Origin of the sequence: Aquamicrobium defluvii (genome assembly GCF_004363725.1) — a bacterium.
In the GTDB taxonomy this organism is placed as follows: Bacteria; Pseudomonadota; Alphaproteobacteria; order Rhizobiales; family Rhizobiaceae; genus Mesorhizobium; species Mesorhizobium defluvii.
Window position 1 is genome coordinate 44,272 of record NZ_SNZF01000022.1, and the last position, 20,265, is coordinate 64,536.

Sequence of the window (20,265 nt, forward strand, 5' to 3'; positions counted from 1 at the left end):
TGCCCGTACAAGCATGCACATCGCCATAAGATTCGCCCGAGCCGTTGCTGCCGGATGTCCGGCCTGCTCCCCCTGCTTCCTGTTTTGGCCTCATTTTTCGGACGTCAGGCGCGGCTCACGATGGCAAAATGCTTCACGGAGTCGGACCGCGCCGGATAGCCGGCGTACTTGCAATTATTGCCGGAAAGGGCGAACCTGTCCGCGTGGCTGTTGCATTTGCAGGGATCTTGGCATGAGCGAAGGCGGCGCAGGCGCGGGAGAAGGAGACGCATCCGCAATACTTATCCCGCTCCACGAGGCGCGCCGCGAGCGCCTCGGCATGCCGGTGGCCTTCGACCGCCGGGAACTCGACCTGATCCTGCGGCTCTACGGGCGCATGGTGGCGGCCAATGAATGGAAAGATTACGCCATCGACCATCTGGAGGACCGGGCGATCTTCTCCGTCTACCGGCGCGCCAGCGAAGTGCCGCTGTTCCAGATCGTCAAGGACCCGAAGCTGGCGAAACGCCAGGGCGCTTTCTCGATTGTGGCCGCAGGCGGTCGCATCCTCAAGCGCGGGCACGAACTGGCGCGTGTCCTGAATATCTTCGACAGCACGCTGAAGCTGGTGAAGGCGTAACGTCCTCCACTCTGGTGCGGCTTGCGCGTTGCGCGAGCCGGTGCGGGTCTCAGCCGTCCTTCAGGACCCTTTCCGGCCATGAACCGGGATCGGGCGGCCGGTTCGCCCCGCCATTCATTTCAAGCTGCATGAAGGCGGTGTCCAGCCAGCGTCCGTGTTTGTAACCGGAACCTTCGAGCATGCCTGTATGGCGGAAGCCCAGCTTCTCGTGCAGGCGCACGGAAGGGCTTTCCGGTGTGCCGTCGCCGATGACGGCGACGAACTGCCGGAAACCCAGCCCGCGTACCTCATCGATCAGTTTCCGCATCAGGGCCATGCCGATGCCGCGCCCCTTGGCTTCCGGAGCGACATAGATCGAATCCTCGACGATGAAGCGATAGGCCGGCCGGGCCCGGAAGGGGCCGGCATAGGCATAGCCGAGCACGGTTCCGGCGTCGTCCGCGGCGACCAGAAACGGGTAGCCTTTGGCCCGCAGGGCCTGGTAGCGGCTTTGCATTTCTGCGAGCGAGGGGGGCTCCAACTCATAGGTTGCGGTGCCGTTCAGCACGGCGTCGCGGTAGATTTCCGTGATGCGGGGAAGGTCGGCTTCGCTCGCCGCGCTTATCATGGAGTTCGGTCCGGAACTGTGGAGGCTGGCTGATTTTATATCGCCGCAAGTGGCCAAAAGAAAAGGGCGGCTGCAAGGCCGCCCTTCCATTTCATTCGTTCCGGCCGGTTCAGCGGCGGTCGCCCATGAACTGGAGCAGGAACATGAACAGGTTGATGAAGTCGAGATAGAGCGTCAGCGCGCCCATGATCGACTTGCGCCCGGCAACGTCGGCGTCGTCCGACTCGTAGTACATCTCCTTGATCTTCTGCGTGTCATAGGCGGTGAGGCCGGCGAAGATCAGAACGCCGATGGCCGAGACCGCGAAGGACAGGGCCGACGACTGAAGGAAGATGTTGATGACCATGGCGATGATCAGGCCGAACAGGCCCATGATCAGGAACGAGCCCATAGCCGTCAGGTCACGCTTGGTGGTGTAGCCGTAGAGCGACAGCGCGCCGAAGGCGGCCGCCGTGGCGAAGAAGGTCTGGGTGATCGAAGCGCTGGTGTAGACCAGGAAGATCGACGACAGCGACAGGCCGACCAGGCCCGCATAGACCCAGAACGTGATCTGGGCGGCGCCAACGCTCATCGACTGCACGCGGAACGACAGGAAGAACACTGCCGCCAGCGGCGCCAGAATCACCACCCACCTGAGCGGCGAGGCGAAGATGGCGTAGCCGAAGGAGGTCAGCATCTGGCCGCTCGGCAGCGTGGCGACCGCTGCGGCCGGATTGTTGGTCGTGGCCAGCATGATCGTGGCGACGGCTGCGAGGCCGGTGATCAGGAGGCCAAGGCCCATCAGATTGTAGACGCGCAGCATGTAGGCGCGCAGGCCCTCATCGATGGCCATGTCGGCGCGGCCATACGGGGCCGTGCGCGTCTGGTAGTTGTGAAGGGGGTCAGCCATTTCAGTCCTCTGTTGCTTCTTGCCCCGTCCGGGGTCGGGCGCGTGCCCAGGCGCCGCTGGCGGGGCCTCCAGCATGCCTGTCCGAAATATGAGGGTTATTCCAGCCCGGAACAAGCCCCGTAACGGCAGGAAATCGTTTGTGAGCTTGAAAAATCGCGCAATTTTGATGCCGGTGGCGGTGAAAATCAACGCGAATTAATCATGCGCACCGTGAAATTCCTGTTTTTCCCCTCACAGGTTGCGCAGTACAGGGGCTGCCTTGTGCCCCAGCACGCGCCATGTGCCGACAAGACCGATGCCGACGGTGAGCACCAGAGCCAGCATGATGGTTCCGAGCGCGACTTCGGCCGAGAATCGCGAGGGCAGGGTCATGATGCGGGTGACGACGTACCATGCCGCCACGCCTCCCGCCGCCAGTGCGAAAACGGCGGTGGCAAGGCCGAGCAGCATATATTCCAGCGCATAGGCGGAAATCAGCGTGCGCCGCGTCGCCCCCAGCGTCTTCAGCACCACCGCGTCGTGGATGCGGGCGCGGTTGCCGGCGGCGAGCGCGCCGGCCAGCACCAGAACCGACGAGATCAGCGCCACGCCGGCGGCGGCGCGGATCGCCGTGCCGAGCTCGCCGACGAGCTGGTTGGCGATATCGAGCGCATCCTTGACGCGCACCGTCGTCACCGCCGGGAAGGCGCGGGTGACGGCGTTGAGGATGCGGGCGTCGTCCGGGACCGTCGCCGTGTCGTCGGAAAGCGTCGCCAGCCAGCTATGCGGGGCGCCGGCGAAGGTGTTGGGCGAGAACACCATGACGAAATTGATGCCGAGCGTTTCCCACTGCACCTGACGGAAGTTGGCTATGCGCGCCGTGACGTTGCGGCCCAGCACGTTGACCGTGACCGTATCGCCTATGGAGAGGCCAAGTTCTTCCGCTTCCTTGGCCGAGAAGGAGACCAGCGGCTCGCCGGTATAATCCTGCGGCCACCAGCTTCCGCCGGTGAGCGAGGCGTTGCGCGGCTGCTCGGCCTCGTAGGTCAGGCCACGGTCGCCGCGCAGCACCCACGCGCCGGCGGGGGGAATGTCCAGCTCGCGCACATCGGTGCCGTTGAGGGCGATGACGCGGCCGCGCAGCATCGGAACCTTCACCAGCACGCCCTGCGGCGATTCCCGTGCGACCAGCGTTGAGAAGGCGTCGACATCGGCGGCCTGTATGTCGACGAAGAAGAAGTTCGGGGCCTTCTCCGGCAGGCTGTCGGAAATCTGGCGGCGCAGGTTGCCGTCGATCAGCGCCAGCGTGACCAGCAGCGTCAGCCCGAGTCCCAGCGCCAGAACCACGGAGGGGGTGAGCGCACCGGGCCGGTGGATGTTGCCGACCGCCAGCCGGAGCACCGTGGAATTGAGGCGCGGGGCTTTGCGCGCCAGCCATTGCACGAGGAGGGCCACCAGCCGCAGCACGAGGAACGACAGCACCGCCGCCCCGACGAAGGTCACGGCGATGCGGCGGTCGTGCGCCGTGAAGATCGCCAGCGCGGCCAGCGAAAGGGCGATGCCGACGGCCGTCGCGATATAGACGAGGCGGGGGCGGCCCCGGCCTTCGAAACCGAGTTCCCTAAACAGGGCGGTCGCGGGAACGTCGCGGGCGCGGCCGAGCGGCAGGATCGCGAAGGCGAGCGTGACGAGGATGCCGAATGTGGCGGCGAGCGCAAGCGCTGCCGGGTAGATGCCGGCTTCGGCCGGAACGGGAATGATCGCCTGCAACGCCCCGGACGCGGCGAAGGGCATGAGGACGGCCAGCACCAGCCCCGCGGCGATGCCGATCGCGGCGATCAGCAGGGTCTGCACCAGATAGACGGTGAAGACGAAGCCGCCCGAAGCGCCAAGGCTCTTGAAGGAGGCGATGACGCCGCGCTTGCCATCGAGATAGGCGCGCACCGCGTTGGCGACACCGACCCCGCCGACCACAAGCGAGGTGAGACCGACCAGCGTGAGGAACTGCGAGAAGCGTTCGATATTGGCCGACAGCGCCGGCGCGGCGTTGGAGCGGGTGCGGATCGACCAGCCGGCCTCGGGCAGCGCGGCGCGCGCCTGAGCCTCCACCCGTTCGAGGCGGGCGTCGCTGGCGCCGGGCTCCAGCCGCAGCTTGTAGGAGTGCTCGACCAGGCTGCCGGCAACGACGAGGCCCGAGGCGCGCAGGCCCTCCAGCGACACCAGCAGGCGCGGTGCGAAGCCGAAACCTTCAGAGACGGCATCCGGTTCGCTCACCAGTTCGGCCCGAAGCTCGAAGCTGGCATTGCCGAGCATGATCCGGTCGCCGATCTTCAGGCCGAGGCGTTCGAACAGCAGTTCGGGCGCGGCCGCGCCGAAGCTGCCGGTTTTTTCGCCAAACAATGCGTCGTGGCCGAGCGCCGGCTCCACCTCCAGCGCGCCATAGAGCGGATAGGCGTCGTCCACCGCCTTGACCTCGACCAGCGCCTGATCGGACCCGTCGGCCAGGCGCGCCATTGAGCGCATGCTGGCGCTGTGCGACACGTCGCCATTGGCGTGCAGGAAGGCGAGTTCCGCCTCGTCCGCCTCGCGCTGGTTGAGACGGAAGCGCAGATCGCCGCCGAGCAGGGGCTGGCCCTGTGCGGCCACGCCGTCGCCGATCGAGCGGGCGACCGAGTTGACGCCGCCGATGGCGGCGACGCCGAGCGCGATGCAGGCGAGGAAGATGGCGAAGCCGGACAGGCCGCCGCGCATCTCGCGCAGCGCGAAACGGAAGGCAAGTGCAAGCTGGCGGGTCATTTTCCTCATGCGATGGCCGTTTCCACCAGCGTCGGTTCCGCCTCGATGCGACCCGAACGCATGGCGATGCGGCGCGAGCAGCGCGCGGCCAGCGACGGATCGTGGGTGACCAGCACCAGCGTCATGCCGCGCTCGGCCGCCTTGGAAAACAGAAGGTCCGCGATCTGCTTTCCCGTCGCCTGATCGAGGTTGCCGGTCGGCTCGTCGGCGATCAGGATCGGCGGGGCCGGGGCGAGCGCGCGGGCGATGGCCACACGCTGCTGCTCGCCGCCGGAAAGCGCGCCCGGATAGTGGGTCAGGCGTTCGCCGAGGCCCACCGCCACCAGTTCCTGTTCGGCCACCCTGAAAGGCTCGGGATGGCCGGCCAGCTCCAGCGGGACAGCCACGTTCTCCAGCGCCGTCATGTTGGGAATGAGGTGGAAGGACTGGAACACGATGCCGATATTGCGGCCGCGGAAGGCGGCGATCTCGTCCTCGCTCCTGCCGTTCAGCGTCATGCCGGCGATGGTGACGCGGCCCGCGTCGACCCCTTCCAGCCCGGCCAGAACCATGAGCAGCGTGGATTTTCCCGAACCGGAAGGACCGACGATACCGGCAATCTCGCCCTGCCGTACAGTCAGGTCGATCCCTTTCAGCACGTGGACGGAGGATGCGCCTTCGCCCAGCGTCAGCGACACGTTTTCCAGTTCGATGACGGCTTTTGTCAAAACGGATCGATCCTATATGGAGGGACGGGCGAAAGCCCGGATGCAGGCCAGTTGCGCAAACGTCAGCACATATGGGGGCAAAAGCATGGCTTTCAAATACAAGTTTTTGTGCCCTGCCATGGTTTGGGGCGCCATGCTTTTCAGCGTTGCGCTTTCGCTTGCCGCCCCGGCCCGGTCGGAGCCCGTGCAGATCGTTGGCTTCGGCGACAGCCTGATGGCCGGTTTCGGGCTGGGGCCGGGCGAGGGGTTCACCGAGCAGTTGCAGGAAGCGCTGCGGGCGAAGGGCCATGACGTCACGGTTTCCAACGCCGGCGTCTCCGGCGACACGACCAGCGGGGGGCTCGCCCGGCTCGACTGGTCGGTGCCGGACGGAACCGATCTGGTGATCCTCGAGCTCGGCGCCAACGACATGCTGCGCGGCATCGATCCGGCCATCGTGGAGAAGAACCTGGACGAGATGATCGCGCGGCTCAAGGCGCGCGGCATGAAGGTGGTTCTGGCCGGCATGCTGGCCGCACCCAATCTCGGCCATGCCTATGGCGAGGCATTCGGCTCGCTTTATCCGCGGCTGGCGCAGAAGCACGAGGTGGTGCTCTATCCCTTTTTCCTCGATGGCGTGGCGGCCGTGCAGGAGCTGCTGAGCGAGGACGGCATGCACCCGAGCGCCGGCGGCATCCGCACCATCGTCGAGCGCATCCTGCCGACCGTGGAGCAGGCGATGGCGGCGCTGCCGCAGGACTGACCGGGGCGGCCCGCGTTTCCCCAGCGGAAATATGCCGCGTGGAACAATTAGCTTGCCCCGCCGTCTTATCGGTGATTCGCTGGCAATCGAGAGTTTCGATTCGAGGACAGGAGGCTATGCCATGCCGCGTCTTTTCACCGCCCTCGAAATTCCGCGCGATGCCGCGCTATCGCTCTCCCTGCTGCGGGGCGGCCTTCCCGGTGCCCGCTGGATAGATGTCGAGAACTATCACATCACGCTGCGCTTCATCGGCGATGTCGAGGGCCATGTCGCCGACGACATAGCCGATGCGCTGGACCGGGTGCGCCGGCCCGCGTTCACGCTGTCGCTGGCCGGCGTTGGAGCTTTCGGCCAGAAGAAGCCGCATTCGGTATGGGCCGGCGTGACTGCCTCGCCGGACCTTGGGGCGCTTCAGGCCGAGATCGATCGCATCTGCCAGCGTCTCGGCATCGGCGCCGATCCGCGCAAGTTCATGCCGCATGTCACCTTGGCGCGGCTGCGCAACGCCCACCCGGCCGATGTCGCGCGTTATCTTTCGGCGCGGGGCAATTTTTCCGCGACGCCGTTCAAGGTCGGCCGTTTCGTGCTGATGTCGTCCCGCGATTCGGTGGGCGGCGGGCCCTATGTCGTCGAGGAGGCCTGGCCGCTGGGCGGCAATTATGCGGCCTGCCGGCCCGACAGCGCTTCCGACGCTTCGCGGATCATGCGGTAGACTTTTTCGAAGCCATCCGCGCCGCCGTAATAGGGATCGGGCACATCGCGCACGGTTCCCAGCGCGTAGTCGAGATAGAGATGGATGCGGTCCTGCACGCTTTCCGGAGCCGCCCGACGCAGATCCTGCACATTCGAACGATCCATGCCGAGGATGAGGTCGAAGCGGATGAAATCCGCCTCCCCGATCTTGCGTGCCGACTGGCGGGAAATGTCCACGCCGTGGCGTGCCGCGACCGCGACGGAGCGGGGATCGGGCGGCGAACCGGCGTGCCAGCCGCCGGTTCCGGCAGAATCGAGCAGAAAATGATGGGAAAGTCGCTTTTCGCCGATCACCGCCCCGAAAACACCCTCGGCCAGCGGCGAACGGCAGATGTTGCCGAGGCACACGAACAGGATCGAATTTTTCGGTTTGGCGTCCATGGCAAGGGACCCTATGTTCTGCTTCTTGCAGCCGATAACATGGAAGCAGGCCATGGCAAGAGAGAAACTGGCAGGGGACGTTCTGAACGCGGCGCTCAGGGAGCGCCCCGAATGGGCGCTGACCGAAGACGGGCTGGCCATCGAACGGCGCTTCGTCTTTCGCAATTTTTCCGAGGCTTTCGCATTCATGACGCGTGTGGCGATGGCCGCCGAGAAGATGAACCATCACCCGGAATGGTCGAATGTCTACAAGACGGTGGACGTCCGGCTGACGACGCACGATGCCGGCGGCCTGACCGAACTGGACTTCGTTCTGGCGCGACGCATCGATACGATTTTCAGCGATTCGGTCTTCACGCCTCTGGACGATATCTTGCGGGGAACACCTCGCCGCACCACATGAAGCAAGGCAGGCATCAGAGCCGGCAGGTGCAAGGAGACAGGCATACATGGCTGAAAGGACCGCTTTCGATCTCTTCGGCTTCGCCGGCAGGGTTGGCGGCGAAAAGGAGGTGCGCGAAAAATTCTGGCGCACCACCCGAAGGGCGGCACGGCATGTGCCGTTCATGGAAGACGTGGTGGCCTCATACTACTGCGTGCTCGACAGCAGCACGCCGTTGAGAGCCAAGGCCATATTGCTGGCCGCGCTCGGCTATTTCGTGCTGCCCGCCGATGCAATTCCGGACGTCATTTTCGGGCTTGGCTTCACCGACGATGTGGCTGTGCTGAGCGCGGCGATCGCCGCGGTGCGCGCGCATATAACGCCGGCCCACAAGGCAGCGGCGAAGGAATCGCTTGCCGGGGAGGACTGATCGGCAGCCATATCCGCCGGCACCGGCCCCGATTTGGCAAAAGGCACCGGCCCCGATTTGGCAAAAAGTCAAATTCTTGCCTTTTTCCTCCATTCCAAGTCGCCCGCAGGGACATCGTGCCGGAGCCCGCGAACATGAAATATGCGGGCAAAGGCGCGGAGATGGCGGCGGTTTCTATAGCGGAAGCTTTTTTTGACGGTCTTCACGCTTTGGTAACCCAGATTAAATCAAATTGAAGGGATCGGGCAGGACGAGACGCCGGCCTGCTCCCACACCATTTGGAATATGGGAATCACAATGCGCCGATTGATAGCTACAGTTTCTGGTCTGATCATGCTCGCCACCGCTTCGCCGGTCCTGGCACAGCAGGCGACCAAGATCGGCCAGCACAATGCGTGGGGCACCTACAGCTACCAGGCTTCCGGCGGCAAGGTTTGCTACGTGTTGACCGTTCCGACCGACAAGCAGCCGACTACGCTCAACCATGGCGATATGTTCTTCTTCGTCTCGCAGCGTCCCGGCCAGCAGGTCTCATACGAGCCGCAGTTCATAGCCGGATATGATTTCCAGGCCAATTCCAAGGTCACGGTGACGGTGGGCGACAAGTCCTTCACCATGTTCACGCGCGGCAAGTCGGCCTGGGTCGAGAACGCTGCCGACGAGCCGCAGCTCATCGCCGCCATGCGCGCGGGCGCCGACATGAAGGTGCAGGCGAAATCCGGTCGTGGCAATACGACCAGTTATGTATTCTCGCTGAAGGGAATCTCGGCGGCGCTCAGCTCGATTTCGAGTTGCAGGTAAGCCTGTCCCTGCAAGACAGATTGAGGCCGGGCCGTCGGGTCCGGCCTTTTGCGTTCGGCAGACAGGCCATGACTTCGGGTCAAACTTGTGCTATCGGGCGCCCTTCATCCAAAATCCGCTGCTGAAACCGGCGCAAAGCACCTATATTGGGCCAGCCATGAGCCTTTCACTCGACCTCACCCCCGCCGGCGCCCGCGATGCGCTGCGCATTCGTCCCGCGCCGGAGAAGCCGTCGCTGATCGGCCTCACGCGCGAGGAGATGGCCGAGGCGCTGGTCGAGGCCGGCGTGGTGCCGCAAAAGCAGGCGAAGATGCGCGTCAGCCAGCTCTGGCACTGGCTCTATGTGCGCGGCGTTTCCGATTTCGCGCAGATGTTCAACATCTCCAAGGATCTCCGTGCGGCTCTCGACCGTGCCTTCACCGTCGCGCGGCCGGAAGTGGTCGAGGAGCAGATCTCCAACGACGGCACGCGCAAGTGGCTGTTCCGTTTCCCGCCGCGCGGGGCGGGCCGGCCGGTCGAGATCGAGACCGTCTATATCCCGGAAGAGGGGCGCGGCACGCTGTGCATTTCCAGCCAGGTCGGCTGCACGCTCACCTGTTCCTTCTGCCACACCGGCACGCAGAAGCTGGTGCGCAACCTGACGGCGGAGGAAATCCTGGCGCAACTGCTGACCGCGCGCGACCGGCTGGGCGATTTCCCCGACACAGATACACCGGCCGGCGCCATCGTGCCGGCGGAAGGCCGCAGGATTTCCAACATCGTCATGATGGGCATGGGCGAGCCGCTCTACAATTTCGAAGCGGTGAAGAAAGCGCTGCTGATCGCTTCCGATGGCGACGGGCTGTCGCTGTCGAAGCGGCGTATCACGCTTTCAACCTCCGGCGTCGTGCCCGAAATCTACCGCACCGGCGAGGAGATCGGCGTCATGCTGGCGATCTCGCTGCATGCGGTGAACGACGACCTGCGCGACCTTCTGGTGCCGATCAACAAGAAGTATCCGCTCGAACTGCTCATGAAGGCGTGCCGCGAATATCCGGGCCTGTCCAATGCGCGCCGCATCACCTTCGAATATGTGATGCTGAAGGACGTCAACGACAGTCTCGAAGACGCAAAGCAGATGGTGAAGCTGCTCAGGGGTATTCCTGCCAAGATCAATTTGATCCCGTTCAATCCCTGGCCGGGCACCAACTACCAGTGTTCAGACTGGGAAACGATCGAGCGCTTCGCCGACTACATCAATGCCGCCGGCTACGCCTCGCCGATCCGCACGCCGCGCGGGCGCGACATTCTTGCCGCCTGCGGCCAGCTCAAGTCGGAATCCGAGCGCATGCGCAAGAGCGAACGGCTGGCTCTCGAGGCGATGATGATCGCCGGGCACGGCGAGGCTTGAGCGGCGTTCTCGCCGTTCTCCTGCGCTTCGCCGTGGTGTTGGCGGGCTATGCTGCCGCCTGTCTCGCTGCCAGCGCCTTCGTCCATGTGCTGTTCCTCGGCTGGTCCGGTCTGGCCGAAGAGGAGGCTTTGCCCGCCTTCACCACGGGCATGGTGGTTTCCGTTCCCCTGCTGGCGCTGTTCGTCGCCCACCTCAACTTCTGGCCGGCCGTCGCCGCCATCGCCATTGCCGAGTTCCTCGGCAAGCGCGACTGGCTGTTCTATTCGCTGGCCGGCGGCTTCGTTGCACTGGCTTTCGCCGGCATTTTCTATCGCGATGTCGAAGGCGCCGGCGCATCCGGTCCGGGCGATACGGCATTGCTGCTGGCCGTGATCGGCAGCGGCATCGTCGGCGGTCTCGCCTACTGGCTGGTGGCCGGCATATGGACGCCGGACTGGCGCGGCTCCGGTTCCGGCAAGCTGCCGCCTATTTCGCCTGGGTCGTCAGGATCCTGATCGCGAAGGCCGAAAACACGCCGGCAAACAGATAATCCGTCAGCCGCGTGATGCGCGGGCTTTTCTTCAGCAAGGCTGCGAGGCGATCTGCGGCGATCACCATGGTCGCCGTGAACGGCAGCGCAACCACGATGAACATCAGGCCGAGGAAGAAGAGCTTGCCGGGTGCATGCGGATCGTGCGCGGAGACGAACTGCGGCAGGAACGTCATGAAGAACAGGATGATCTTCGGGTTGAGAAGGTTGATGCCCAGCCCAGTCGCCCAGTTGCGGGCCAGCGAGTGCGGCGCACGGCCATTGATTTCCGGCGAGAAGGCCGATCCGTGGCGTATCGCCTGGAATGCCAGCCAGATCAGGTAGAGCGCACCGACGATCTTGAGCACGAAAAACGCCTGCGGCGAGGCCACGATCAGAGCTGACAGGCCGAGCGCCACCAGAGCCGTATGAAAGACGACGCCGGTCATCGCGCCGAGCGCGCAGGCAAAGCCTGCCGACCTGCCCTGCGACAGGGCACGGCCGACGAACAGGGTCATGTCGGGCCCGGGCGTGATCGTCAGGACCACGGTGGCGATGGCGAATTGCACAAGCACGGCGGCGTCGGGGATGAAGTTCATGGTTGAGCCTGTCGATGGACCGGAAAGGGAGAGGCGGACCGGAAAAGGAAAGGGCGCCGCAACGCACGGCGCCCCCTTATATCCCATCTGCCGGCGCAGTTCGAGACAGGTTCAGCTGTCGAAATAGCTCTGCGTGCCATGGGCCTCGATGGCCTCGGCGAGGCGGCTCAACGCGTGGACATAGGCGGCTGTGCGCGGTGTGACGCCACGGTCGACGGAGAGCTGCCAGATCGCCCGGCCTTCGCGCTCCATGATGGTGCGCAGCTTGGTGTGGATTTCCTCCAGCCCCCAGTAATAGCCCTGCTTGTTCTGCACCCACTCGAAATAGGAGACGGTGACGCCGCCGGCATTCGCGAGGATGTCGGGAAGAACCACGACATTGCGATCGGCGAGGATCCCGTCGGCTTCCGGCGTGACCGGGCCGTTGGCGAGCTCCAGCACGAGACGGGCCTTCACGGTGTGGGCATTGTGCTTGTGGATCATGTTCTCCAGCGCAGCCGGTACCAGAACATCGCACTCGACGCCGACCAGTTCATCGGCGGCGATGGCCTGGTGGCCGTGCCTGCCAGCGGTGTGGACGACAGAATGGCCGTCGTTCTTGGCCGCCATGAGCGCGTCGAGATCCAGCCCTTCGGCGGCATGCACGGCGCCGCCGGAATCCGACACGGCGACGATGGTGTGGCCATCGCCGGCGAGCAGCGAGGCGATGTACTGGCCGGCATTGCCGAAGCCCTGGATGGCGATGCGCAGCTTGCCGGCGAGGCCAAGTTCCTCGGCAAGGTGGCGCACCAGATAGTAACCGCCGCGCGCGGTTGCGTCGCCGCGGCCCACCGAGCCGCCGAGCGCCAGCGGCTTGCCGGTGATGACGGCGGGCGAGCCCTGGCCGACGATCTGGCTGTATTCGTCGGCCATCCAGCCCATGATCATCGAGTTGGTGTAGACGTCCGGAGCGGGAATGTCGCGGTCGGGGCCGATGATGCGCGAGAATGCCTGGATGTAGGAGCGCGACAGGCGCTCCAGCTCGGCCTTGGAAAGCTGGCGCGGATCGACCTGCACGGCGCCCTTGCCGCCGCCATAGGGCAGGTTCATCACGGCGCATTTGAAGGTCATCCAGAACGCCAGCATCTCGACCTCTTCGGCCGTGGCGTCGGGATGGAAGCGGATGCCGCCCTTTGTCGGCCCGCGGGTGTCGTCATAGCGGCATCGCCATGCAAGGAAGGATTTTCGCGAGCCGTCGTCCATGCGGATCATGAGACGGGCCTTGGTGGTTTCGCGCGGATATTTCAGCTTCTCGATGACATCGGCGTCGACGTTGAGGTGCCTTGCGGCTTCGTCCAGACGTACCAGTGCGCTATCAAGAAGGCTTTCTTCCGGCATCATATGTTCCTGTCAGTTCGGGTGGTAACCATGCGGCCTGCCGGTCGCGGCGCCTGAAATGCACGAAAAAGTGCGGATTCACAAGAAAAGGTTTTATATCGCGCGCATTTTGCCAGTTTATTGCGCACTCCGCCGAAAATGACGCCACTACCGATGATCGTTCCGGCGCTTGTCCGGCGCAGCTTTCCTGCTATGACTGCGGACGCAGTTTTTGCGCCCCGCCGCAGTCCTTGAACGAACACCGGAAACGCCCATGTCCAAGCTGAAAGACGTCAAGAAGGTCGTGCTCGCCTATTCGGGCGGCCTCGACACCTCCATCATCCTCAAATGGCTGCAGACCGAGCTGGGAGCGGAGGTCGTCACCTTCACCGCAGACCTCGGCCAGGGCGAGGAACTGGAGCCGGCGCGCCGCAAGGCCGAGATGATGGGCATCAGGGACATCCGCATCATGGACCTGCGCGAGGAGTTCGTGAAGGATTTCGTGTTCCCGATGTTCCGTGCCAACGCACTCTACGAGGGCACCTATCTGCTCGGCACCTCCATCGCCCGGCCGCTGATCTCCAAGCATCTGGTGGAGATCGCCGAGGAGACCGGGGCTGACGCCATCGCGCACGGCGCAACCGGCAAGGGCAACGATCAGGTGCGCTTCGAGCTTTCCGCCTATGCGCTCAATCCCGACATCAAGGTGATCGCGCCTTGGCGCGACTGGTCGTTCAAGTCGCGCACCGATCTCATCGAGTTCGCCGAAAAGCACCAGATTCCGGTGCCGAAGGACAAGCAGGGCGAAGCGCCGTTCTCGGTCGATGCCAACCTTCTGCACTCCTCCTCGGAGGGCAAGGTGCTGGAAGATCCGTGGAGCGAGCCGCCGGAATATGTGCACCAGCGCTCCGTCTCCCCTCTGGACGCGCCCGATGCGGCGACGGAGATCGAGATCGAGTTCCTCAAGGGGGATGCGGTTGCGCTGAACGGCAAGAAGCTGTCGCCGGCCACGCTGCTTGCCGTCCTCAACGACCTTGGCCGCGACAACGGCATCGGCCGCATCGATCTGGTCGAGAACCGTTTCGTCGGCATGAAGAGCCGCGGCGTCTACGAGACCCCCGGCGGCACCATCCTGCTCGCCGCGCACCGCGCCATCGAGTCGATCACGCTGGATCGCGGGGCGGGCCACCTCAAGGACGAGCTGATGCCGCGCTATGCCGAGCTGATCTACAACGGCTTCTGGTTCTCGCCGGAGCGTGAGATGCTGCAGGCGCTGATCGACAAGAGCCAGGAAGACGTCGAGGGCACGGTGCGGCTGAAGCTCTACAAGGGTAATGTCATCGTCACCGGCCGCAAGTCTGCAAAGTCGCTTTATCGCGACGATCTCGTCACCTTCGAGGACGACCGCGGCGCCTACGACCAGAAGGATGCCGAGGGCTTCATCCGCCTCAACGCGCTGCGCCTGCGCACGCTGGCGGCCCGCCGCCGCAACACGCGGTAAAAAAAGCTTCAGGCAGCGCGCATCAACTGAGCAGATGCGCGCTGCCGCTGACCGTGAGCCGGATGCGCGTTCCCACCTGCGGCGCGCCGGCCGAAGGGTGGCGCAGGACGAGGGTGTCTGCTTCGCCCGCATCGTTTGCCACCTCTACCGTGAGCGTGCAGGTCGGTCCGCTGAACTCCGAATCCGTGACGACGGCGCTCGCGCCGCCGGTCTCGTCCGGCTCAAGCCCGATCTGCTCCGGCCGCAGCAGGATTTCGGCCGTCTGTTGCTGTTCGTCACGGTCGACGGGGATCGCGCCCAGAATGCAATGCGCATGGCCATCCGCGACGCGGGCCGGCAGGATGATCGCCTCGCCGAGAAACTCCGCCACCATGCGGTTGCGGGGCCTGAGATAGAGATCGCGGGGTGCGCCGGCCTGCATGAGCGCGCCGGCGCGCATGACCGCCACCTGATCGGCAAAGGACAGCGCCTCCTCCTGATCGTGGGTGACGAGGATGGTGGTGACGCCGGCCGCTTCCAGAACGCCGGCCACCGTCTTGCGCATGGCGGCGCGCAGGCCCGTGTCGAGCGCCGAGAAAGGTTCATCGAGCAGCATCAGGCGCGGCTTGCGGGCTAGCGCCCGCGCCAGTGCCACGCGCTGCTGCTGGCCGCCGGAAAGCTGGTGCGGGCGGCGTTGCAGGAAGGCTTGGTCGAGGCCCACCAGCCGGATCAGTTCCGCGATCCGCGCCTGCCGGTCCGGCGCATCGCGGGCAATGCCGAAGCCGATATTGGCGGCGATGGACAGGTGCGGAAACAAGGCTCCGTCCTGCGCCACGAGGCCGATGGGACGCCTGTAGGCGGGCACGAACACGCCCGCTCCGGCAAGTGTTGCGCCATCCAGCTCGATGCTGCCCGCATCGGGGCGCTCGAAGCCGGCGATGAGGCGCAGCAACGTGGTCTTGCCGCAACCGGAAGGGCCGACGATGGCCGTGCGGCTGCCGGAGGCGACGGCAAGGTCGATGCCGTCCAGGGCCGCAACGGGACCGTAGGTTTTGCGCAGGCCGGAAAGCTCGAGAAAACTCATTGTCCGGCCATCTTCTTCGATTGCACGTAAAGCAGCCATGTCAGAGGCAGCGACGCCGCCACCATGATCAGCGCATAGGGCGCGGCGGCCGCATAGTCGATCTCGCCGCTATAGGCCCAGAAGGCCAGCGCCAGCGTGCGGGTGCCGCCCGGCGCCAGCATCTGGGTGGCGGTCAGCTCGTTGAGGATGCCGAGCGCCACCAGCGCCATGCCGGCTGTGGCACCCGGCGCGGAGAGCCGGATGGTGGTTGACCACAAGGCGTTCAGCGGGCGGCGGCCGAGATTCATTGCCGCCTGCTCCAGTTCCACCGGGGCCTGTGCGATGGAGGCACGCAGGCTGACGATGGCGCGCGGCAGGAACATCAGCATATAGGCGACGAGGATGGTGGCGAGCGTCTGGTAGAGCGGCAGCAGATAGCGAACGGTGAGCGTGACCAGCGCCAGCGCCACGACCACGCCCGGCAATGCGCCGACCATGTAGTTGCAGCCTTCGAGGATGCGTTGCAGGCGGCCTGGCGCGCGGATCGACAGCCATGCCATGGGAATGGCGGCGAGCGTGGCGAGCAGCGCGCCGCCCAGCGCCAGCACGGCGGTGTGGCCGAGCGCTGCACCTATCTCGTCCATGCGCCAGACCTGCCAGCCGCCGGCCCAGAGCCAGCGGGCGACGGTATAGAAGGGCACGCCCAGCGAAAGAGCCGCAACCAGTGCGAACAGGAGCAGGCAGGGCAGGGTGGCGCGGCCGAGCCTTGCCTTCACCGGATGACGCGCCACCCCAGAACCGACGCGCGCATAGCGCTCGTCGCCACGCGCCAGCATTTCCAGCGCCAGCAGCGCGAAACAGCAGGCGATCAGCACGCCAGCCAGCATATTGGCGGCAGGGCCGTTGAAGGTGGACTGGAACTGGTCGACGATTGCGGTGGTGAAGGTGTCGAAACGCACGAAGACGAAGAGGCCGTATTCGGCCAGCAGGTGCAGCCCGACCAGCAGCGCGCCGCCGCACAGCGCCAGCCTCAGCTGAGGCAGCACGACGCGGAAGAACACGCTCCACGGGCCGTGGCCCAGCGCGGCGGCGGCATCCTCCAGCGCGGGGTCCAGCCGGCGCAACGCCGCCGAAACCGGCAGATAGAGGAAAGGGAAATAGGCCAGCACCGACACCAGCACGCCGGCTCCCAGTCCGTTGAGGCCGGGCACGATGCTGACCCATGCATAGGAATGGATGAAGGCGGGCACCGCCAGCGGCGCGACACACAGCCACGCCCAAATACGCGCACCGGGCAGGTCGGTGCGCCCGGTCAGCCATGCCAGCGCCACCGAAAGCACCGCGCAGGCGGGCACGGCCAGAAATTCGAGCAGCATCGTGTTGACCAGAAGCTCGCCGACGCGCGGGCGGAAGACAAGGGCGGTGGCGGTTTCCCAGCCGATCTGCACCGTAACCCACAGGATGAAGCCCAGCGGAATGAGCGCCAGCAGCGTCACCAGAACGGCGGCGAGCCCGATCCATGACAGGCGCAAGGGTGCCCTTGGCCGCCCGCCCGGAGCCGGTGCGGCAATCGGGATGCTGTCAGCCGACGCCTGCATGGGTTTTTACAGAAGGCCCGCGTCGGTCATCAGGTCGGTCACCTTGCGGGAGTTCAGCGTCTGCGGGTCGATCCTGGGGGCCTGAAGATCTGCGAGTGGCACCAGGGCGGCGTTGGAAGCCTCGCCCTTGCCGACCGTGTATTCGTAGGAGGTGCCGTCGCGCAGCATCTTTTGGCCGGCCTTGCCGACAATCCATTTCAGGAACGCCTGCGCTTCCTGCGGGTGCTTGCTGGAAGCGAGCACGCCGCCGCCGGAAATGGATACGAAAGCGCCGGGGTCGCCGTTGCGGAAATAGTGCAGTTCGACCTCGCTGCTGTTCTCGGCCGTGCGGGCGCGGTCTGCGAACCAGTAGTAGTGATAGATGATGCCGCCGTCGATCTCGCCGGTGTTCACCGCCTTGAGCACGGTGTTGTTGCCGCGATAGGCCTTGAAGCCGGCCTTCATCGCCTTGAGCCAGTCACTGGTGACTTCTTCGCCCTTCAGCTGCAAGAGGGCGCTGACGATGGCCTGGAAATCCGGCCCGGAAGGCGATGCGCCCCAGCGGCCTTTCCATTGCGGATCGGCCAGATCGAGCAGCGATTTCGGCAACTGGTCCTCCGTCAGCTTCGCCTTGTTGTAAGCGAAGACGGTGCTGCGCGCGGCGATGCCGATCCACTGGCCGCCGGAGGGGCGATATTGCTCCTCGACCAGCGCCAGCGTGTCGGCATCGACCTGTGCGAACAGGCCGGCCTGTTCCACCTGCGTCATGGCCGGCGAGTTCTCGGTCAGGAACACGTCGGCAGGCGAAGCCTTGCCCTCGGCCACGATCTGGTTGGAGAACTCGCTGTCCGAGCCGTTGCGCAGCGTCACCCCGATGCCGGTGTCGCGGGTGAAACCGGCAGCCCATTCCTTCGCAAGACTTTCGTGCTGGGCGTTGTAGACGACGATTTCCTTCTCCTGCGCCATGACGGGCGCGGTAAGAAGCATCGCGGCGAGCGCGCAAAGAACGGGGGCGGAAATGATGGACTTCATGGATGGCCTCTCAAGCGGAGCTTTGCCCGACGAACCGCCGAAAGCTCATACATGATCCTAGCAGTCAACATTCAAGCCGCAAAGAAGTCTCGACACATCGCTTTTTGACGCAGCCGGGCTGGTCTTGGGCGCGGCGTCGATTATATTGCGCTGCAACATTCTCCGTCACGGCACAGGCAAGGGGACCCGTCATGAGCGCCAAGCGGACTGCAATCGTCACCGGTTCGACCTCCGGAATAGGGCTCGCCATCGCCCGCGGGCTGGCAGCAGAGGGATGCAACGTCGTCGTCAATTCCTTCTCAGACAGGCCGGAGGATCACGAAGCGGCGGCGGCGATCGCCCGCGATCACAAGGTCGACGCGGCCTACATCAAGGCCGACATGTCGAAGCCGTCCGAATGCCGCGATCTGGTGGCCAGGGCCGCCGAGCGCTTCGGCACGGTCGATATCCTCGTCAACAATGCGGGCATCCAGCATGTCGCGCCGGTCGAGGAATTCCCTATCGAGAAGTGGGACGCGATCATTGCCATCAACCTGTCGTCCGCCTTCCACACCATTGCGGCCGCGATCCCGCTGATGAAGCGGCAGGGCGGAGGCCGCATCGTCAACGTCGCTTCGGCGCACGGGCTCGTCGCCTCGCCGTTCAAGTCGGCCTATGTGTCGGCCAAGCACGGCATCATGGGCCTGACCAAGACGGTGGCGCTGGAAGTGGCGCGGGAACACATCACCTGCAACGCCGTCTGCCCCGGCTATGTGCTTACCCCGCTGGTCGAGGCGCAGATTCCCGATCAGATGAGGGCGCACAACATGGATCGCGACACGGTGGTGCGCGAGGTGATGCTTGAAAAGCAGCCGACCAAGGAATTCGTCACGGTCGAGCAGGTGGCGGCAGCGGTGGTGTTCCTCTGTTCGGAGGCGGCCGCCCAGATCAACGGCACCCACATCTCCGTCGATGGCGGCTGGGTGGCGCAGTAGGAACACCCGGCCCCTGCAATTTCACAGCTTCGGAAGGACCGTGCATGCCGGCCAACGGTGGAACTGTGCAGCGCAAGAAGATCAACATCGCCCTGCAAGGCGGCGGCTCGCACGGTGCCTTCACGTGGGGTGTGCTGGATCGCCTGCTGGAAGACGGGCGGCTCGACATCGTCGCCGTTTCCGGTACCAGCGCGGGAGCGATGAACGCGGTGGCGCTGGCCGACGGTTTCGTGCGTGGCGGCGCGGAAGGGGCGCGCGCCAAGCTCGCGGAGTTCTGGCGCGCGGTGGCGCGAAAAGGCCGCTTCAGTCCTGTGCAGCGCACGCCATGGGACGTGGTGTGGGGCAACTGGTCGATCGAGAACTCGCCGGGTTATATCTGGTTCGACACCATGTCGCGCGTGGTGTCGCCCTACCTGGCCAATCCGCTCGGCCTCAACCCGCTGCGCGACGTCATCGAAACCGAGATCGACTTCGACAATGTGCGCTCCTGCAAGGCGATGCAGGTGTTCGTCTCCGCCACCAATGTCGAGACCGGTCAGATCCGTGTTTTCTCCGACGGCGAGATCGGTCCCGACAGCGTGATGGCCTCGGCCTGCCTGCCGCAGCTTTTCCGGGCCGTGGAAATCGACGGCGTGCCTTACTGGGATGGAGGTTATGGCGGCAATCCGGCGCTTTTCCCCTTCTTCAAGGCGACGGAGACCGAGGACGTGCTGCTTGTGCAGATCAATCCGGTCCAGCGCGAGGGTGTGCCGACCAGCGCAAGCGAAATCCAGAACCGCATGGACGAGATCGCCTTCAACGCTGCGCTGCTGCGCGAATTCCGCGCGATTGCCTTCGTCAAGGAACTGATCGCGGCCGGCCGCCTGCCGCATGGCGAATATCGCGACATCCGCATGCACCGCATCGATGGCGACGAGGCGTTCAAGGGCCTGTCGGCATCCTCCAAGATCAATGCCGAGTGGGCTTTCCTCGAATATCTGCGCGATCTCGGGCGCGATGCGGCGAGCGACTGGCTGGAAGCACATTTCGATGCAGTGGGCGAGCGGCCGACGCTCGATCTCTCGGGCGAGTTCGAGGACGGAATGCGGCCGCAGCCGGCTATGACCCCGGGCAGCCGCGTGAGCCGGTTTCTCGCCACGCGCAAGCGCCCGCCGGGCGCAACGCGCATGAAGAACTGAAACCTTGTCCGGCCTGGGGCGG

21 protein-coding genes are annotated in these 20,265 nt (G+C 65.0%); 11 read left to right on the forward strand and 10 right to left on the reverse strand.

Annotated features, from left to right (window positions below):
- Positions 1–232: 232 nt before the first annotated feature.
- Positions 233–619, forward strand: a complete 387-nt coding sequence (locus DES43_RS15810; RefSeq protein WP_035027321.1) for a DUF2794 domain-containing protein — start codon at positions 233–235, stop codon at positions 617–619.
- 49 nt (positions 620–668) lie between these two features.
- Here the strand turns inward: DES43_RS15810 and DES43_RS15815 are convergent, their stop codons facing one another.
- The 4 genes from DES43_RS15815 to DES43_RS15830 all read right to left on the reverse strand — a co-directional run bounded on the left by DES43_RS15815 (position 669) and on the right by DES43_RS15830 (position 5,597).
- Positions 669–1,226 carry a GNAT family N-acetyltransferase gene (locus DES43_RS15815; RefSeq protein WP_035027323.1) on the reverse strand — a complete coding sequence of 186 codons (558 nt, stop codon included), beginning with the start codon at positions 1,224–1,226 and terminating at the stop codon, positions 669–671.
- A gap of 109 nt (positions 1,227–1,335) precedes the next feature.
- Positions 1,336–2,115 (reverse strand): Bax inhibitor-1/YccA family protein, encoded by a 780-nt coding sequence (locus tag DES43_RS15820; protein WP_035027325.1) that lies wholly within the window; start codon positions 2,113–2,115, stop codon positions 1,336–1,338.
- 231 nt (positions 2,116–2,346) lie between these two features.
- A complete protein-coding gene (locus DES43_RS15825) occupies positions 2,347–4,890 on the reverse strand; it encodes an ABC transporter permease (protein ID WP_035027462.1) in 2,544 nt (847 codons plus the stop codon).
- Between the two features lie 5 nt (positions 4,891–4,895).
- The gene (locus tag DES43_RS15830; protein ID WP_035027327.1) at positions 4,896–5,597 is read right to left on the reverse strand and encodes an ABC transporter ATP-binding protein; all 702 of its coding nucleotides are present in this window, start codon (positions 5,595–5,597) and stop codon (positions 4,896–4,898) included.
- An 85-nt stretch (positions 5,598–5,682) separates the two neighbouring features.
- Between DES43_RS15830 and DES43_RS15835 the strand changes: the two genes are divergently transcribed.
- Both DES43_RS15835 and thpR read left to right on the forward strand, forming a co-directional pair.
- Entirely contained in the window at positions 5,683–6,339 is a 657-nt protein-coding gene (locus tag DES43_RS15835) for an arylesterase (RefSeq protein ID WP_035027329.1), read from the forward strand.
- A gap of 121 nt (positions 6,340–6,460) precedes the next feature.
- Entirely contained in the window at positions 6,461–7,051 is a 591-nt protein-coding gene (thpR, locus tag DES43_RS15840; protein ID WP_035027465.1) for an RNA 2',3'-cyclic phosphodiesterase, read from the forward strand.
- On the opposite strand, the gene DES43_RS15845 is transcribed toward thpR, so the two are convergent.
- Positions 6,997–7,473 (reverse strand): low molecular weight protein-tyrosine-phosphatase, encoded by a 477-nt coding sequence (locus tag DES43_RS15845; RefSeq protein ID WP_035027331.1) that lies wholly within the window; start codon positions 7,471–7,473, stop codon positions 6,997–6,999. The two genes, thpR and DES43_RS15845, sit on opposite strands and share 55 nt — an antisense overlap.
- 52 nt (positions 7,474–7,525) lie before the next feature.
- Between DES43_RS15845 and DES43_RS15850 the strand changes: the two genes are divergently transcribed.
- From DES43_RS15850 to DES43_RS15870, 5 genes are all read left to right on the forward strand, one after another.
- Complete coding sequence (locus DES43_RS15850; RefSeq protein ID WP_051520611.1) at positions 7,526–7,876, forward strand: 4a-hydroxytetrahydrobiopterin dehydratase; 351 nt, start codon at positions 7,526–7,528, stop codon at positions 7,874–7,876.
- A gap of 46 nt (positions 7,877–7,922) precedes the next feature.
- Positions 7,923–8,285 carry a YkvA family protein gene (locus DES43_RS15855; RefSeq protein ID WP_035027333.1) on the forward strand — a complete coding sequence of 121 codons (363 nt, stop codon included), beginning with the start codon at positions 7,923–7,925 and terminating at the stop codon, positions 8,283–8,285.
- 297 nt (positions 8,286–8,582) lie between these two features.
- Positions 8,583–9,086, forward strand: a complete 504-nt coding sequence (locus tag DES43_RS15860) for an invasion associated locus B family protein (protein ID WP_035027335.1) — start codon at positions 8,583–8,585, stop codon at positions 9,084–9,086.
- 157 nt (positions 9,087–9,243) lie between these two features.
- Positions 9,244–10,476: a dual-specificity RNA methyltransferase RlmN gene (gene rlmN / locus DES43_RS15865; RefSeq protein ID WP_035027337.1), complete on the forward strand. Its 1,233-nt coding sequence runs from the start codon at positions 9,244–9,246 to the stop codon at positions 10,474–10,476.
- Positions 10,473–10,970 (forward strand): hypothetical protein, encoded by a 498-nt coding sequence (locus tag DES43_RS15870; protein WP_035027339.1) that lies wholly within the window; start codon positions 10,473–10,475, stop codon positions 10,968–10,970. Before rlmN ends, DES43_RS15870 begins: the two co-directional genes overlap by 4 nt.
- Here the strand turns inward: DES43_RS15870 and DES43_RS15875 are convergent.
- Positions 10,942–11,583, reverse strand: coding sequence for a LysE family translocator (locus DES43_RS15875; protein ID WP_035027341.1), 642 nt, complete (start codon positions 11,581–11,583; stop codon positions 10,942–10,944). The two genes, DES43_RS15870 and DES43_RS15875, sit on opposite strands and share 29 nt — an antisense overlap.
- 111 nt (positions 11,584–11,694) lie before the next feature.
- Positions 11,695–12,960 carry a Glu/Leu/Phe/Val family dehydrogenase gene (locus tag DES43_RS15880; RefSeq protein ID WP_133675796.1) on the reverse strand — a complete coding sequence of 422 codons (1,266 nt, stop codon included), beginning with the start codon at positions 12,958–12,960 and terminating at the stop codon, positions 11,695–11,697.
- A 253-nt stretch (positions 12,961–13,213) separates the two neighbouring features.
- Between DES43_RS15880 and DES43_RS15885 the strand changes: the two genes are divergently transcribed.
- Positions 13,214–14,440 (forward strand): argininosuccinate synthase, encoded by a 1,227-nt coding sequence (locus DES43_RS15885; RefSeq protein WP_035027343.1) that lies wholly within the window; start codon positions 13,214–13,216, stop codon positions 14,438–14,440.
- A 22-nt stretch (positions 14,441–14,462) separates the two neighbouring features.
- On the opposite strand, the gene DES43_RS15890 is transcribed toward DES43_RS15885, so the two are convergent.
- Genes DES43_RS15890 through DES43_RS15900 form a run of 3 tightly spaced genes read right to left on the reverse strand, consistent with a single transcriptional unit; the run spans position 14,463 to position 18,091 of the window.
- The gene (locus DES43_RS15890; protein ID WP_035027345.1) at positions 14,463–15,503 is read right to left on the reverse strand and encodes an ABC transporter ATP-binding protein; all 1,041 of its coding nucleotides are present in this window, start codon (positions 15,501–15,503) and stop codon (positions 14,463–14,465) included.
- Positions 15,500–17,080 carry an ABC transporter permease gene (locus tag DES43_RS15895; protein WP_035027347.1) on the reverse strand — a complete coding sequence of 527 codons (1,581 nt, stop codon included), beginning with the start codon at positions 17,078–17,080 and terminating at the stop codon, positions 15,500–15,502. Before DES43_RS15895 ends, DES43_RS15890 begins: the two co-directional genes overlap by 4 nt.
- 6 nt (positions 17,081–17,086) lie before the next feature.
- Positions 17,087–18,091, reverse strand: a complete 1,005-nt coding sequence (locus DES43_RS15900) for an iron ABC transporter substrate-binding protein (protein WP_035027350.1) — start codon at positions 18,089–18,091, stop codon at positions 17,087–17,089.
- A 191-nt stretch (positions 18,092–18,282) separates the two neighbouring features.
- Between DES43_RS15900 and DES43_RS15905 the strand changes: the two genes are divergently transcribed.
- Both DES43_RS15905 and DES43_RS15910 read left to right on the forward strand, forming a co-directional pair.
- Positions 18,283–19,065, forward strand: a complete 783-nt coding sequence (locus tag DES43_RS15905; protein WP_035027352.1) for a 3-hydroxybutyrate dehydrogenase — start codon at positions 18,283–18,285, stop codon at positions 19,063–19,065.
- A gap of 44 nt (positions 19,066–19,109) precedes the next feature.
- Positions 19,110–20,243, forward strand: coding sequence for a patatin-like phospholipase family protein (locus DES43_RS15910; RefSeq protein ID WP_035027354.1), 1,134 nt, complete (start codon positions 19,110–19,112; stop codon positions 20,241–20,243).
- The last annotated feature ends 22 nt before the right edge of the window (positions 20,244–20,265 follow it).